The organism is Streptomyces sp. NPDC022552 (assembly GCF_055561875.1).
In genome coordinates this window covers 198,220-215,041 of sequence record NZ_JBVHGJ010000015.1, presented here as the reverse complement: position 1 = coordinate 215,041, position 16,822 = coordinate 198,220, and the positions used below count along the sequence as shown (strand labels likewise).

Genomic DNA, 16,822 nt, shown 5'->3' with positions numbered 1-16,822 from the left:
AAGGCGGGGCCGTATCCGTAGCCGTGGTCGAGGAGTCGTTCGTAGACGTCCTCGAGGTCTGTCTCCTCGGCGTCGACGGGGGGCCACTGCGACAGATCCCCGTCGACCACCGGTACGGCGTCCTCGGCGGCCGCTGCCAGTGAACCGGTGGCGTGCAGAACCCAGTTGGTCTCGTCGTCGGCACCGGCGGGACGGGCGTGCAGCGAGAAGCGGCGCGAGCCGTCCTCGTCGGCGGCCTCCACCACGATCTGGATGGGTGTGTCGCCGTGGTCGGGGATGACGAGGGGTGCGGCGAGGGTGAGTTCGTCGATGCGGTGGCAGCCGACCTGGTCTCCGGCGCGGAGCGCGAGTTCGACGAATGCGGTGCCGGGGAGCAGTGCGGTGTCGTGGAGTCGGTGGTCGGAGAGCCAGGGGTGGGTGCGGAGGGAGAGGCGTCCGGTGAAGACGGTCTCGTCGCGTCCGGCGACGCCGACGGCGGCGCCGAGGAGGGGGTGGTCGGTGGCCATCAGGCCGAGTCCGGAGGCGTCGCCGGCAGTGGTCGGTGCGGCGTCCAGCCAGAAGCGGCTGCGCTGGAACGCGTACGGGGGGAGATCCACCCGACGGGCCCCCGAACCCCCGAAGAACGAGCCCCAGTCCAGCGAGTTGCCCCTCAGATGCAACAGGGTCATCGCCGAGGTCACGGTCTCGGACTCCGGGCGGGCCGAGCGCAGTAGTGGTGCGACGGCGCCCGGCTCATCGGACAGGCACTCCTGGGCCAGCGCGGTGAGCACGCCGTCGGGGCCGAGCTCGAAGAAGTCGGTCACGCCCGCCGCCTCCAGGAACGCCACACCGTCCTGGAAACGGACCGCCTCACGGATGTGGCGGGCCCAGTAGTCCGGCGAGCGGAGCTGCTCCTCGGTGGCGAGCACACCGGTCACGTTGGAGACGACCGGGATGCGCGGCGCGTGGAAGGTGAGACCGGCGACGGTACGACGGAACTCGTCCAGGACCTCGTCCATGCGCGGCGAGTGGAACGCGTGGCTTACCGGCAGCCGCCGCGTCTTGCGCCCCCGCTCGCGCCAGACCGCGGTGATCCGGTCGACGGCATCCTCGTCACCCGACACGACCGTGGACTCGGGCCCGTTGACCGCGGCGACCACGACCGTGTCGCCGCAGCCGTCGAGCGACTCGCGTACCTCCTGCTCGCCCGCCCGGATCGCGGCCATCGCACCGCCGGGGCGCGCGGACTGCATCAGCCGTCCGCGGGTGGCGACCAGGACGCACGCCTCGGCCAGCGAGAGGACGCCGGCCAGATGCGCCGCCGTGACCTCGCCGATCGAGTGGCCGAGCAGGTAGTCGGGGGTGATGCCGTGGTGCTCCAACAGCCGGAACAACGCGACCTCCAGTGCGAACAACGACGCCTGCGTGTAGACGGTCCGGTGGATCAGGTCCGCGTCGGCGGAGTCCGGAGCGGCGAACAGCACCTCCTTCAGCGGCCTGTCGAGCAGCGGATCGAGGTGGGCGCACACGGCGTCGAGGGCTTCGGCGAAGAACGGCGAGGCTGCGTACAGCTCACGGCCGGCCCCCAGGCGCTGGCTGCCCTGCCCGGTCAGGAGGAACGCGGTCCTGCCCGCCGGGGAGCCGGAGCCCCGCACGACGTCCGGCGACGTCCCGCCGTCGGCCAGCACTCGCAGCGCGTCCAGCAGTCCGGCCCTCTCGGAGCCGACGACCGCGGCCCGCTGCTCCAGCAGGCCCCGGGACGTGGCCAGCGACAGGGCGACGTCGGCGGGGGCGAGGGCGGGATGTTCGGTGAGGTACGTGTGCAGCCGGTCGGCCTGGACCCGCAGGGACTGCTCGTCCCGCGCCGACAACACCCACGGCACCACACCGCCGACCGCGGAGCCGACCGTGGTGCGCTCGGGCTCCTGACCGGTCGACGCCTTACCGGTCGACTCCTCACCGGCCGACTCCAGTCCCGCCAGGGTCCCTTCGGTCACGGTCGGGTCGCCCACGGCCGCATCTGCTGCCGTAGGTCCGGCGGCGGGCTGCTCGATGATCACGTGGGCGTTGGTGCCGCTTATGCCGAAGGACGACACACCCGCCCGGCGGGGCCGGCCGCCCGTCTCGGGCCACGGACGCTGCTCGGTGAGCAGCTCGACCTCGCCGGCGTCCCACTCCACGTGCGGCGTCGGTTCGTCGACGTGGAGCGTCCTGGGCAGCACACCGTGCCGCATCGCCTCGATCATCTTGATCACACCGCCCACACCGGCCGCCGCCTGCGCGTGGCCGATGTTGGACTTCAACGAGCCGACCCACAGCGGCCGGTCCGCCGCACGGCCCTGGCCGTACGTGGCGAGCAGCGCCTGGGCCTCGATCGGGTCGCCCAGCGGCGTGCCCGTCCCATGGGCCTCGACGGCGTCCACATCGGCCGACGACAGACGCGCGGCGGCGAGCGCCTGCTGGATGACGCGCTCCTGCGACGGCCCGTTGGGAGCCGTCAGACCGTTGCTGGCGCCGTCCTGGTTGACGGCGGAGCCGCGCACCACGGCCAGCACGCGGTGGCCGTTCCGGCGGGCGTCGGACAGCCGCTCCAGGAGCAGCAGGCCGGCACCCTCCGACCACGCGGTGCCCGCGGCGGATGCCGCGAACGAGCGGGCGCGCCCGTCGGCCGCCAGGCCGCGCTGGCGGGAGAACTCCACGAAGGTGCCGGGCCCCGACATCACGGTCACGCCTCCGGCCAGCGCGAGGTCGCATTCTCCCTGCCGCAGCGAGCCCGCCGCGAGATGCAGCGAGACCAGCGACGACGAGCAGGCGGTGTCGACCGTGACGGCCGGGCCCTCCAGACCGTAGGTGTAGGCGAGCCTGCCCGAGACGACACTGGAGAGGTTGCCGGCCAGCAGGAAGCCCTCGAACTCCTGAGGGGCCTTCGCCAGTCGCGAGGCGTAGTCGTCGTACATGGCGCCGGTGAACACGCCCGTGCGGCTGCCCCTGAGAGTGGCCGGATCGATGCCCGCGCTCTCCAGCGTCTGCCAGGCGGTCTCCAGGAGCAGCCGCTGCTGCGGGTCCGTGGCGGTCGCCTCACGAGGCGACATGCCGAAGAACGCGGCGTCGAACTGGTCCGCGTCGTGCAGGAATCCGCCGTGCCGGGTGTACGAGGTGCCCGGCTGCTCGGGGTCGGGGTCGTACAGGTTCTCCAGGTCCCAGCCGCGGTTGTCCGGGAACTCGCTGATCGCGTCGACGCCCTCGGCGACCAGGCGCCACAGCTCCTCGGGGGAGGACACCCCGCCGGGGAAGCGGCACGCCATGCCCACGATCGCGATCGGCTCGTCGTCGGTGGTCGTACGGGCGACCGGCACCGAGGCCGTGGCCGCGGGCGTGCCCGAGACCTGCCGGCACAGGAACGCGGCGAGCGCCGTGGCGGAGGGGTGGTCGAAGACGGCCGTGGCGGGCAGCCTGACCCCGCTCCGGGCGGTGAGCCGGTTGCGCAGCTCCACGCCGCCCAGCGAGTCCAGGCCCAGCTCCTTGAAGGCCCGCCCGGGGGCGATCGTGGCCGCGTCGGTGTGGCCGAGGACCGTGGCCAGGACGTCGCGGACCAGATCCACGGCGGCCGCCTGCCGGGCCTCTTCACCGAGCGAGGAGACCGACTGCGCCCAGGACGACCCGTTCGTCGTCCGGGGCTCGCCGGACGCGGCGCGCCGCGTCCTCGGCGGCACGAGTCCGCGCAGCAGCGCGGGCGGTTCGTCGGTCCTGGTGCGGTAGCTGCCGAGATCCAGTGCCGTCGGCACGAGCAGCGGCTCCCCGTCGGCGGCCAGGGCCGCGTCGAACAGCGCGAGGCCCTGCCGCGGCGTCAGCGGTACGGAGCCGGTGCGGGCCCAGCGGGCGCGTGCGGCGTCGTCGAGCAGGGCGCCCATGCCGTGCGTGCCGTCCCACAGACCCCAGGCCAGCGAGGTGGCGGGCAGGCCGGCGGCCGCGCGGTGGGCGGCGAGCGCGTCGAGATAGGTGTTGGCGGCAGCGTAGTTGGACTGTCCCGCCGATCCCGTGATGCCGGAGACGGAGGAGAACAGGACGAACGCGGCGAGGCCGGCGTCGCGGGTCAGCTCGTGCAGGTTCCAGGCGCCGTCCGCCTTGGGACGCAGTACGGCATCGAGGCGGGCGGCGTCCAGAGACTCGACGGTCGCGTCGTCGAGGACACCCGCCGTGTGCACGACGGCGGTCAGCGGATGCTCGTCGGGCACGCCGTCCAGTACGGCCGCCAGGGCGTCGCGGTCGGCGGCGTCGGCCGCCGCCACGGTGATGTCCACGCCGAACCCGGCGAGCTCCGCCACGAGCTCCCGCGTGCCCTCCGCGGCCGCGCCGCGCCGGCTGACGAGCAGCAGGTGGCGCACGCCGTGCTCGGTGGCGAGGTGCCGGGCGAACAGGCCGCCGAGGCCGCCGGTGCCGCCGGTGATCAGCACGGTGCCCTCGGGGTCGAACCCGGCCGTTCGGTGCGCGGTCTTCGTGCGGGCGAGCCGCGGCGCGTGCAGCTTCCCCTGCCGTATCGCGAGCTGGGGCTCGCCCGTGGCGAGCGCGGCGGGCAGCAGGGCGGGCACCGTGGCCGGGTCGTCGGAGTCGACCAGCACGACGCGGTCCGGGTGTTCGCTCTGCACGGACCGGACCAGGCCCCACACCGGTGCGGCGGCCAGATCCGTCACGTCGCCGCCGAGCACCGCCACGGCGCCCCGGGTGACGACCGCCAGCCGGGAATCGGCCGGCCGCGTCTCGTCGGACAGCCACTCCTGGACGAGCGCCAGTGCCTGGCGCGCCACCCCATGGGCGGCCTCCGGGCCCGCGCCCCCGTCACGGCCCCCGCCGCCGATCGTCACGACGGCGACGTCGTGGTCGCCGGCCGGGACCGGCGCCTCCACGCTCGCCTCGGCGAGCCGCACACCGGGCGCCTCGGGAGCTGCCACCTCCGGCCAGGTCAGGTGGAACAGCCCATGGTGGCCTGCGTCGCCGGTCCGGCGCAGCCGCTCCTTGGGAGCCGGACGCAGCACCAGCTCCGCCACGCTCGCCACCGGCGCCCCCGAAGGGTCGCTGATCCTCAGGTCGTACGTGCCCGAGCCGAGCGGTCGGACACGGGCACGCAGCGCCGTGGCGCCCGTGGCGTGCACAGTGGCCGAGTGGAAGGAGAACGGCAGCAGGATGTCGTCCGTGGACCGCTCGTCCCGGTCGTCGCCGGAGGCGGCGTCGAGGACGAGCGGATGCAGCACGGCGTCGAGGAGGGCGGGGTGCAGTACGAACCCGGCGGCGGCCTCGTGCAGGTCCGCGTCGAGCCGGACCTCTGCGAGCACGTCGTCGCCGTCCCGCCACATCGCCGTCACCGCCCGGAACGCCGACCCGTATCCGTAACCGAGGTCGTTCAGCCGCTCGTACACGTCCTCGATCGGCAACGGGACCGCGCTCGACGGCGGCCACGGGGTGGGCGTGCCGTCCTCCGCCCCGGTTCCGGCCCCTGCCGGTGACGAGAGGAGTGTGCCGGAGGCGTGCCGGGTCCACCCGGCGCCGTCGCCACCGGCGTCCGGCCGGGAGTGGACGGAGAACGCGACCGCACCGGCCGCGTCCGGGGAGCCGAGCACGACCTGGATGCGCCGGGCCTGGTCCTCCGCAAGGACGAGCGGGCTTTCCACGGTGAGTTCGCCGACACCTCCCGCACCGACGTGGTCGCCCGCGGCGACGGCCAGCTCCACGAAACCGGTGGCCGGGAACAGCACGGTGCCGACGATCGCGTGGTCGGCCAGCCACGGGTGGGCCGTCGGCGACAGCAGGCCCGTGAACACCGTCTCGTCGCGCTCGGCGACCTCGACGACGGACGTCAGCAGCGGATGCCCGAGCGGGGAGAGCCCCAGGCTGCGCGCATCGGTGCGCGGCTCCGCGGCCAGCCAGAAACGCCGTCGCCTGAACGCGTACGTCGGCAGGTCCACCAGGTGGCCGGCGCCCCGGAAGAACGAGGCCCAGTCCACCTCCGCGCCCGCGGCATGGGCGCCCGCGAGGCCGGTGAGGAACGCGTCGGGCTCGGCGCGTCCGGCACGCAGCAGCGGAACCGCGGTGGCCGCCTCGTCCGAGGCGCCGGCCACCAGAGGGGTGAGCACCGCGTCGGGTCCCACCTCGACGAACACGGTCGCCCCCTGCTCCCGCAGGCAGCGCACCGCGTCGGCGAAGCGCACCGTCTGCCGGATCTGCTGCGCCCAGTAGTCCGGGGACGTCATCTCCAGGGCGGAGGCGAGCTCGCCGGTGACGGACGACACCAGCGCGATCGCGGGCGGACCGAAGGTCAGGTTCTCGGCGACCTCGCGGAACTCGGCCACCGCGTCGTCCATGTGCGGCGAGTGGAAGGCGTGGCTGACCTGCAGCCGCCGGGTCTTGTGACCCTGCTCCCGCCACAGCGACGCCACCTCCTCGGCGGCGTCCTCGTCACCGGAGACGACCACCGCGCGGGGACCGTTGACGGCGGCGAGGGTGACACGGCCCTCGTACGGTGCCAGCGACCGCTCGACCTCCTCCTCCGCGCCTTCGATCGCGATCATCGCGCCACCGCTGCGCGCCGCCTGCATCAGGCGGCCCCGGGCTGCGACGAGCGCGGCCGCGTCCGGCAGCGACAGCACACCGGCGACGTGCGCGGCGGCCAGCTCGCCGACCGAGTGTCCGGCCAGCAGGTCGGGGACGAGGCCGTGGTGTTCGAGGAGCCGGAACAACGCCACCTCCAGGGCGAACAGCGCCGGCTGGGTGTAGCGGGTCTCGTGCAGCAGGTCGGCCTCGTCCGTGCCCTCCTCGGCGAACACGACCTCGCGCAGCGGCTGTTCGAGGTGCGCGTCCAGCGCCGCGAACACCCGGTCCAGCGCGTCCGCGAACACCGGATACGTGCCGTACAGCTCCCGGCCCATGCCCAGACGCTGGGCGCCCTGCCCGGTGAAGACGAACGCCGACCGGCCCGCCGTCGACGCGTCGCCCGTCATTACGTTCCGCGCCGGCTCGTCCGAGGCGAGGGAGGCAAGTCCGGCCAGGAAGTCGTCCGTGCCGCGGCCGACCACGACGGCACGCCGCGGGAAGCGGGTCCGGTGGGTGAGCGACCGGCCGATGTCCGCCGGCTGTACCTCCACCGCCCCCGCGGCGTACGCGTGCAGTCGGGCCGCCTGAGCCTTCAGGGAGTCCTCGTCCGGGGCGGACACCACCCACGGCACCGGCAACGGCTCAGGCGCCCCGTCCGCCGCCTCCGTCACGGCGGACGTGTCCGTCACGGCGGACGGCGCCGCGGTGTCCGGCGCCGCCGTGGCGGCCGTCTCCCGCACGGTCTCCGCCGGGGCCGCGGGCAGCTCGGACGCGAGCGGTGCGCTCGGCCTGCCCTGCTCGATGACCACGTGGGCGTTGGTGCCGCTGATGCCGAAGGACGACACCGCGGCGCGCCGGGGCCTGCCCGTCTCGGGCCACGGCTGCTCCTGGTCGAGCAGACGCACCGCCCCCGAGCTCCAGTCGACGTGCGGGGTGGGGACCTCGGCGTGCAGGGTCCTCGGCAGCACCCCGTGGAGCATGGCCTGCACCATCTTCATCACACCGCCGATGCCGGCGGCGGCCTGGGTGTGTCCGATGTTGGACTTCAACGAGCCCAGGTACAGCGGCTCCTGCCGGTTCTGTCCGTACGTGGCGAGGATCGCCTCGGCCTCGATCGGGTCTCCCAGACGCGTGCCGGTGCCGTGTGCCTCCACCGCGTCGACCTCGGTCGCCGACAGTCCGGCGTCGGCCAGCGCCTGCCGGATGACACGCTGCTGGGAGGGGCCGTTGGGGGCGGTGAGCCCGTTGGAGGCGCCGTCCTGGTTGACGGCCGTGCCCCGGATCACCGCCAGCACCTGGTGGCCGTTGCGCACCGCGTCCGAGAGCCGCTCGACCAGCACGAGGCCGACGCCCTCGGCCCACGAGGTGCCGTCCGCTTCGGCGGAGAACGCCTTGCTGCGGCCGTCGGACGCGAGGCCGCGCTGCCGCGAGAACTCCACGAACATCCCCGGGGCCGACATCACGCTCGCCCCGCCGGCCAGCGCCAGAGTCGACTCGCCCGACCGCAGTGAACCGACCGCCATGTGGAGAGCGACGAGGGAGGAGGAGCAGGCGGTGTCGACGGTGACCGCCGGGCCGGTCAGAGCGAGCTGGTAGGCGATCCGTCCGGACATGACGCTGGGCGTGGTGCCGGTCAGGACGTACCCCTCGACGCTCTGCGGCGCGTCGGCCATGCGCGGCCCGTAGTCGCCGGCCGTCGCGCCGACGAACACGCCCGTTCGGCTGCCGCCCAGCGCCCGCGGGTCGATGCCGGCCCGCTCCACCGCCTCCCACGCGGTCTCCAGCAGCAGCCGCTGCTGCGGGTCCATGGACAGTGCCTCGCGCGGCGAGATCCCGAAGAAGTCCGCGTCGAACTCCGCGGCGTCGTGCAGGAATCCGCCCTCGCGCACCGCGCTCCCGCCCGAGCGCTCAGGATCGCCGTCGTACAGGTCCGCGGCCCAGCCCCGGTCCGTGGGGAAGCCGGAGATCGCGTCACGGCCCTCGCTCACGAGCCGCCACAGGTCCTCGGGAGAGGACACCCCGCCCGGGTAGCGGGCGGCCATCCCGATGATCGCGATCGGCTCGTCCGACGCGGTGCGGGGCACGTCCTCGTCCGCCGCCGTCGGCTCCGACTCCTCCAGCCGTGAGCGGAGGTGGCCCGCGAGCGCGCCGGGCGTCGGATGGTCGAAGAGCAGGCCGCTGGGCAGGGAGAGCCCGGTCGCCGCGCCGAGGGCGTCCCGCAGTTCCACGGCCATGAGGGAGTCGAAGCCGAGGTCCTTGAACGTGCTCCGGAAGTCGACCCGGCGGTCCGGTCCGTACTCCAGCACCGCACCCACGTGCGCCGCCACCAGGGCCGCGGTGTCCAGGCTCTGCCCGCCCGCGGCACCGGGACCCCCGGCCGTGCGCGGCGAGGCATCGCCGAGGCCGTCCGCCCGGGCGGGACGCGTCCGCGCCGGTGCGCCGCGCAGGGTGTGGTCGATCCAGTGCCGCTCGCGCTGGAACGGATAGGTCGGCAGGTCCGTACGCCCGGCGCCGCCGACGGCGTCGTACACCGTCGTCCAGTCCACCGCCGTACCGCGGACGTACGCCGCGGCCAGCGCGGCCGTAGCCGTGCGCTCCTCGTCCCGGCCGGCCCGCAGCAGGGACACGGCGCTCACCGCGCCCGGGTCGAGCACGCAGGCGGCGGCCATCGCCGAGCAGACCCCGTCGGGGCCGAGCTCGAGGAAGGTGGTGACGCCCTCGGCCTCCATGGCCCGGACCGCGTCGAGGAAGCGGACCGGCCGGCGCACCTGGTCCACCCAGTACTCGGGCGAGGACCACTCGTCCGTGACCGGACGGCCGGTGACGGTGGAGACCACCCCAAGGCGCGGGGCATGGAAGGTCAGCTCCCGCACCACCTCGCGGAACGCGTCCTGCATGGGCTCCATGAGCGGCGAGTGGAAGGCGTGGCTGACGTCGAGCCGCTTCGTCCTGCGGCCGTCCTGCGCGGCCTCCCGGGCGACCGCGAGGACGGCGTCCTCCGCACCGGCGACGACCACCGCGCGGGGACCGTTCACCGCGGCCACGTCGACCCGCTCCCGCCGGCCCTCCACGAACGGCTCGACCTCCTCCGAGGAGGCCTCGACGGCGACCATCGCCCCACCGCCCGGCAGCGCCTCCATGAGCCGCCCCCGGGCCGCGACCAGGCGAGCGGCGTCGGACAGCGACAGCACACCGGCGACGTGCGCGGCGGCGACCTCGCCGATCGAATGCCCGGCCAGGACATCGGCCCGCACTCCGAACGACTCCACCAGCCGGAACAGCGCCACCTCGACCGCGAACAGGGCCGGCTGCGTGCGGCCGGTCCGCTCCAGCCCCTCGCCGGATGCGATGACCTCGCCCAACGGCCGCTCCAGCAGCGGATCGAGGTGACGGCAGACCTCGTCGAAGGCATCCCGGAACACCGGGAACGCCCGGTACAGCTCCAACCCCATCCCGATGCGCTGCGACCCCTGCCCGGTGAACAGCAGACCCAGCTTCCCCGGCCGCGCCTCACCGCGCACGAGGCCCGCGGCGGGTGCCTCGCCGGCCAGTGCCTCCAGGCCCGCGAGCAGCTCGTCGTGGGACGTGCCCAGGACGACGGCACGGTGCTCGAAGGCGGTACGGGTCGCGGCCAGGGACCAGCCGATGTCGGCCGGCCGGGGGGCGTCGCCGTCCGCGGCGAAGGCGCGCAGCTGCCGTGCCTGGGCGCGCAGCGCGGCGGGGGAGCGCCCCGACAGCACCCAGGGGAGGGTCACGGCACCGGTCCCGTCCTGCGCCCGGCCCGGCGGTGTGCCGTGCCCGGTGCCGGCCCACTCGCCCAGGACGACATGGCAGTTGGTACCGCCCATGCCGAACGAGCTCACACCGGCGACCAGAGGCCGGTCGGGCCTCGGCCAGCCGGTCAGCTCCTGCTGCACGGTGAGGTTGAGCTGCTCCAGGGGGATGAGCGGGTGCGGCGACGCGAAGTTGAGGGAGGGCGGCAGCTGACGGTGCCGCATGCTCAGCAGCACCTTGAGCAGGCCGACGATGCCCGCCGCACCTTCGAGGTGCCCGATGTTGGTCTTCACCGACCCGACCCGCACAGCCGGTCCGGCGAAGTCCCCGGAGTCACCCTTCGTGCCCCGCGCGACGACGGCGCCACGTCCGTCGGCGGCGAGCACGGCCCCCAGAGCCGCTCCGAGCGCGGAGGCCTCGATCGGATCGCCCACCGGCGTGCCCGTACCGTGCAGTTCGACATACTGGAGCTCCCCGGCCGCCACGCCCGCCCGCTCCCACGCCGTGCGCAGCACCCGCTCCTGGGCATCGGCGCTCGGTACGGTCAGGCCCGGGGTGGCGCCGTCGTTGTTGACGGCGCTGCCGCGGATGATCCCGTGCACGCGGTCGCCGTCCGCCAGCGCCTTCCGCAGCGGTTTGAGGACCAGTACCGCGCCGCCCTCTCCGGGCACGAAGCCGTTGGCACGGGCGTCGAAGGTGTAGCTGCGCCCGTCCGGCGACAGGGCACCGAACCGTTCCTCGGTGAGCGCGTTCTCGGTGAGGATGTTGAGGTTCACACCCGCGGCGATCGCGGTCTCCGACTCGCCCGACCGCAGGCTCTCGCACGCCAGGTGCACGGCCACCAGGGAAGAGGACTGGGCGGCGTCCACTGTCAGACTCGGGCCCCGCAGACCCAGGTGGTACGAGACCCGGTTCGCGATCACACCCCGGTTCAGGCCGGTCATGGTGTGCTGGGTGATGGCCGCCGCGCCGTGCTGGTACAGCAGGGCGGCGTAGTCGTCGCGGAGCGAGCCGACGAACATCGCGGTACGGCTGCCCCGGAGACGCTCGGGCAGTGTGCCCGCGTCCTCCAGGGCCTCCCAGACCAGTTCCATGACCAGTCGCTGCTGGGGATCCATGGTGGCGGCCTCACGCGGCGAGATACCGAAGAACGTCGCGTCGAATTCATCGACCGCGTCGATGAATCCACCCCGCAGGCCGGCTCGTTCCTCCTGAGGCAGACCTTCCCAGCGGCCTTCCGGAACCTCGGTCACACCACTGGAACCGCTGCGCAGCAGCTCCCAGAAAGCGGCGGTGCCGTTCGCCTCGGGGAGTCGGCAGGACATTCCGACAACAGCGATTTCCTCAACCCACTCGGCGTTTTCCACGGAGTCGCGCTCGCCTGCCATCACGATCGGCTGCCCCTTCATTTCTGACCCCACCGGGCCCCGTTGTCCGCGCGGCTCTCGAATTCGCCAGTCGCGTGCATTCCACGTGCAGGGGAGTCATGTTAGGGAGATTCCGCACTGGCTCTTCAGCGGCCGGTAACGGCCCGTCAACCAGCTGTCTCGGCCGGCCGACGACCGGCCGATTACCGGCCGGTTCGCGGCCGGTTCCGGTGCTGCGGATAACTTGCTCAGCGGTCGCCGCCGGTCCGGCCTGGCGACACCCGTTCAGGACCCAGTACCTGGAGGTATTCCCGTATGACCGCCACCGCGAACACGACCGTCCACGCCGGCGGCGTGGCCGAGCACGTCGAGAACTTCGTGCGCACCTTCAATTCCGGCGACTTCGACGCGACGAACGCGCTCTATGCGGAGGACGCCATCTCCGTGTGGGAGCCGGGAAATCCGCTCAGCGGTCAGGCCCGCAAGGACGCACTCGCGGAATTCATCGCCATCAGGCCGGTGCTGAGCGCGAAGATCCGCGAGTCGTACGTGACGAACGACACCGCCCTGCTCATCACCGACTGGACCCTCGACGTCCCGAACGAGTCCGGCGGGGTGGACCACCTCGAGGGCATCGGCACGGACGTCATGCGCCGCGACCCCGCGGGCAAGTGGCGCTACGTCGTCGACGAGCCGTACGGCGACCCCCGCAACAAGTAGGCGCCGCCGCCCCTTTCCGCCCCTCCGCTCCACCCGGTCGATCACAAAGGACCCCGTCATGACAACTGGCCAGACCGCTGCGGACGCCGTCGTGCAGGCTGTGGCGGACATCGTTCCGACACTCCGTGACAACGGCCCGAAGGCCGAGCAGCAGCGCTGGATCCCGGACGAGAACATCGAACTCCTGGAGAAGGCGGACGTATTCCGCATCGCGACCCCCGGCCGGTTCGGCGGTCTCGACCTGCCGCTGGCCGACCAGGCGAGGATCCTCGCGGAGATCGCACGGGGCTGCCCCTCGACCGGGTGGCTGGCGATGGTGTGGGCGTCGAACGCCTGGTGCGCCACGCTGTACCCCGACCGCACCCAGGAGGAGGTCTTCGCCGACCCCTCGGTGCGTATCTCCGGTGGTTTCACGCCGTCGGGAACGCTCACCCCCAGCGGTGACGGCTATCTGCTCAACGGCAGCTGGCGTTTCAACTCCGGTTGCCGGGGCGCCGACTGGAACATCGCCGCGGCGATCCTGGAGCTGCCGGACGGCACGCACGACGAGGTCGTCGCCATCGTGCCCATGTCCGAGTTCACCATCGCCGACGACTGGCACACCTCGTCCGCCGAGGCCACGGGCAGCTCCACGACCACGGCCAAGGACGTCGCGGTGCCGGCGCATCGCGTCATCGGCTTCGGCGACGCCATCTTCAACAGCACCGCCGGCCGTACGCAGCTCACGCCGGGCCGCGGGTACGGGCTGTTCAGCTTCGTGGTCGCCGAGTGCGCGGCGACCTTCCTGGGCATGGCGCGCGGAGCGTACGAACTGTTCCTGGAGCGCGTTCCCGGGCGGCCGATCACCTACACCTCCTGGACCGACCAGCGGGAGCACCCGCTGACCCAGATCCAGCTGGCCACCGCCGCCAACAAGATCGCCGCCGCGGAGGGCATCGCCGCGAGCTGGTGGCCGCTGCTGCAGGGCCGTGCCGACGCCGGCGAGCAGCCGACCACGGAGGAGAAGGCCCTCGTGCGCGGCCAGAGCGCCTACGTCATCCAGCTGGCCAAGGAGGCGGTGGAGATCCTCTACAACGCCAGCGGCGCCTCGGCCATCCAGCGCAGCGTCCCCATCCAGCGCTTCTTCCGCGACACGCAGGGGTTCTCGCTCCACGCGCTGCTGCTGCTCAGCACCAACCTCGAGGTCCAGGGGCGCGTTCTGCTCGGCCTCGACCCCGACACCCCGCTGCTCTGATTCCCCTTCACCGCCCTGCACGAGCCGACGTGATTTCCGAGGAAGACATGAACCCTGGCACGGCATCGACCTCTCCTGATCCGGAGCGGCGGATCGAACGCCGCGGGCTGCTGAAGGCAGCCGCCGCCACCGCGCTGACCGCCGGTGCCCTCGCGACCGCGACGCCGGTCGCCGCCGCCTCCACCGGCCGGGCGGCCGCCACGCCGCGCTCGGTCGACGCGGTGGTCGTCGGCGCCGGATACGCCGGCGTCACGGCTGCCCGGGAGCTTGCCGCCAGGGGGCTGCGCCCCGTCGTACTGGAAGCACGCGACCGGATCGGTGGCCGCACCTGGACCACGCAGTTCGCCGGCGAGCAGATCGAGCTCGGCGGCGCGTGGGTGAGCGATCTGCACCCGCTCGTGATGGCGGAGCTCAAGCGCTACGGGATCAGGACCGTGGCCGGCGGCGGCCCGCCGGAGCGCTCGTTCTACCCGACGCCCGGCGGTCCGCGGGAGTTCGACGCCGAAGAGGCCGGCGCCCGTCTCGGCGGGCTCATGACCAAGCTCTTCGAGGGCTCCGAGCGCTACTTCGAGCGGCCGTACGAGCCGCTCCACCGCAAGGACCTGCTGGAGACGGTCGACCGGCTCTCGCTGCGGGACCGGCTGGCGCAGATGCGCCTGTCCGCCCAGGACGAGCTGTGGCTCAGCGGTGTGACCGCTTCGCAGTCCGGCGGATCCAGCTCCTACGGGGCGCTGACGGCGCTCGCCCAGTGGTGGGCGCTGTCGGGCTGGAACATGGAGGGCTGGGACGGTCTGGTCAAGTACCGCCCCGAGGGCGGTATGGTCCGCCTCCTGGAGGCGATCCTGGGCGACGCGCACGCGGAACTGCGGCTCGACTCCCCGGTGGCCCGGATCGCCGACGAGGGCCGCCGCGTGGTCGTCACCACCCGGGCCGGCGAGCGGTTCTCCGCCGCCACCGTCGTGGTCGCCGTACCGGTCAACTCCTGGCGGACCATCGACTTCCGGCCCGGCCTGCCGAAGGTGCACCGGCGGGCCACCACGCAGCGCGTGGGCGTCCCGTACGCCACGAAGCTGTGGGTCCGTCTGGACGGGAGCGTCGGCCGGGTCTACGCGGCCGGGTCCGAGGGCTATCCGTTCTCCACGGTGATACCCCACACGGAACTGCCGGGCGGGGACCAGCTGGCGATCGCGTTCTCGCACGATCCGCTGCTGGATCCGAACAGCAAGCGGCAGGTCGAGGCGGGGCTGCGGCATCTGATCCCCGACGCGAAGGTGGTGGACCTGGTCTCCCAGGACTGGGGCCGCGACCCGTTCTCGCAGGGAGCCTGGGGCATGCGGCAGCCCGGCCAGCTCCTCGCGCAGCTGCCGGACATCCAGCGGCCGCAGGGCCGGATCGCGTTCGCCACCGGTGACATCGCGACCGGATGGAACGGCGGGTTCATCGACGGCGCCATCGAGTCCGGACTCCTGGCGGCGCAGCAGGCCGCGGACGCGGCCTGACGGGTGGGCGACCGCGCCGCCCCCGGCGCGGTCGCCCACCTCGATCGCACACCAGGAGGTGAGCCATGAGGGACGAGGATTTCGACTACGTGATCGTGGGTGCCGGTTCGGCGGGCTGTGTGCTCGCCGCCCGGCTCTCCGCGTCACCCGACACCAGGGTCGCGCTCGTCGAGTCGGGCGGAGAGGACAAGGGCGAGGACTTCAGGGTCCCCCTGGGCGCCGTGAACCTGCTGGGTTCGTCGAGCGACTGGGGCTACAGCACGCAGGAGCAGGACGGTCTGGCGGGCCGCCGTGTGTACTGGCCGCGAGGGAAGGTGCTCGGCGGGTCCTCGTCCACCAACTTCCAGATGTGGATCCCGGGCCACCGCCTCGACTACGAGGCGTGGGAGGAGGCCGCCGGACCGTCGTGGTCCTGGGAGACCGTCCGACCGTACTACCGCCGGACGGAACGCTGGAACGGACACCCGGACCAGGGCGGGGCGTTCGGGACCGGGGGACCGCTGTGGATCTCCCCGCCCCGCGACCCCGATCCGTCGACGGCCCGCTTCCTGGAGGCCTGCGCGGAGGCCGGCCTGCCGCCGATCACCGGCGGTCTGGACGGCGCGGACGACAGCGGTGCCACGCTCACGCCGCTCAACCAGCTGCGGGGAACCCGCTGGAGCGCGGCCGACGGGTATCTGCACCCGGTCCGGGACCGCGAGAACCTGAGCGTGTTCACCGGGGAGACCGTTCGACGGGTGCTCCTGGAAGGCGGCCGGGCCACCGGCGTCGAACTGTCCGCCGGACGCCTCACGGCCCGCCGCGAGGTGATCCTCAGCGCCGGCACGGTGGGCTCACCTCAGCTGCTGATGCTCTCCGGCATCGGTGACCCCCACGCCCTGCGCCGCGCCGGCGTCGAGCCCCGTGTCGCTCTGGACGGAGTCGGACGGAACCTGCACGACCATGTCGGCCTCGACGTGGTCATGAAGGCGACCGGTCCGGTCCGCCTGGCGCGCGCGGACACACCCGCGAACCGGCGACTGTACGAAGAGGACAGGCTCGGCCCGCTGACCTCGAACATGACCGAGGCCGTCGCGTTCCTCCGGGCGGACGGCGCGGCCGGGCCTCCCGACCTGGAACTCATCTGGGCCCCGGTCGCCTTCACCGACGACAGCCCGGAAGGTACGGACGGGCTCACCGTCGCCGTCGTCCTCCTGCAACCGGACAGCCGCGGCACCATCACCCTGGCCACCGCCGACCCGTCGGCCCCGCCCCTGATCGACCCCGGCTATCTGACGGAACCGTCCGACCTGAAGACCTTCGTGGCCGGAGTCCGCTTCGCCGAGCGTCTCTTCGAGACGGAGGCGCTGCGACCTCTGGTGGACGGAGCCCTGGCGCCCTGGCGGGGCGGACTCGGCGACGACGCGCTGGCCCGCACCGTACGGGAACGGGCGCAGACGCTCTTCCACCCCGTCGGCACGTGCCGGATGGGTCACCGCCCCGACGAGGGCGCCGTGGTCGACAGCCGGCTGAAGGTGCACGGAGTCGAGGGCCTGCGGGTGGCGGACGCCTCCGTCGTCCCGCGTATCACCCGAGGCCACACCCACGCACCGGCCGTGATGATCGGCGAGCGGGCGGCGGATCTCGTGCTGCGTGAGGCCCGTCTCCAGCCGTCGCACTGACCC

Annotated in this window: 5 protein-coding genes; 4 read left to right on the top strand and 1 reads right to left on the bottom strand. The window is 73.3% G+C overall.

All coding sequences use genetic code 11. From position 1 onward, the window contains the following. A partial coding sequence (locus ACZ3OF_RS30690) for a type I polyketide synthase (protein ID WP_467308012.1) occupies positions 1–11,663 on the bottom strand: 11,663 nt, incomplete at its 3' end. Positions 11,664–12,020: 357 nt separating this feature from the next. On the opposite strand from ACZ3OF_RS30690, the gene ACZ3OF_RS30685 reads away from it, so the two are divergent. The 4 genes from ACZ3OF_RS30685 (at position 12,021) to ACZ3OF_RS30670 (ending at position 16,819) form a co-directional block, all read left to right on the top strand. Next, positions 12,021–12,425: a YybH family protein gene (locus tag ACZ3OF_RS30685; protein WP_361675836.1), complete on the top strand. Its 405-nt coding sequence runs from the start codon at positions 12,021–12,023 to the stop codon at positions 12,423–12,425. 58 nt (positions 12,426–12,483) lie between these two features. Beyond that, positions 12,484–13,659 carry an acyl-CoA dehydrogenase family protein gene (locus ACZ3OF_RS30680; protein WP_467308010.1) on the top strand — a complete coding sequence of 392 codons (1,176 nt, stop codon included), beginning with the start codon at positions 12,484–12,486 and terminating at the stop codon, positions 13,657–13,659. 47 nt (positions 13,660–13,706) lie between these two features. Further along, positions 13,707–15,158: a flavin monoamine oxidase family protein gene (locus ACZ3OF_RS30675; RefSeq protein WP_467308007.1), complete on the top strand. Its 1,452-nt coding sequence runs from the start codon at positions 13,707–13,709 to the stop codon at positions 15,156–15,158. A gap of 65 nt (positions 15,159–15,223) precedes the next feature. After that, positions 15,224–16,819 (top strand): GMC family oxidoreductase, encoded by a 1,596-nt coding sequence (locus tag ACZ3OF_RS30670; RefSeq protein WP_467308005.1) that lies wholly within the window; start codon positions 15,224–15,226, stop codon positions 16,817–16,819. Positions 16,820–16,822: the final 3 nt, after the last annotated feature.

Excerpts from the sequence above, each read along its gene's own strand:
- ACZ3OF_RS30675 (WP_467308007.1), top strand. The coding sequence starts at position 13,707 with ATGAACCCTGGCACGGCATCGACCTCTCCTGATCCGGAGCGGCGGATC.
- ACZ3OF_RS30680 (WP_467308010.1), top strand. The coding sequence starts at position 12,484 with ATGACAACTGGCCAGACCGCTGCGGACGCCGTCGTGCAGGCTGTGGCG.
- ACZ3OF_RS30670 (WP_467308005.1), top strand. The coding sequence starts at position 15,224 with ATGAGGGACGAGGATTTCGACTACGTGATCGTGGGTGCCGGTTCGGCG.
- ACZ3OF_RS30685 (WP_361675836.1), top strand. The coding sequence starts at position 12,021 with ATGACCGCCACCGCGAACACGACCGTCCACGCCGGCGGCGTGGCCGAG.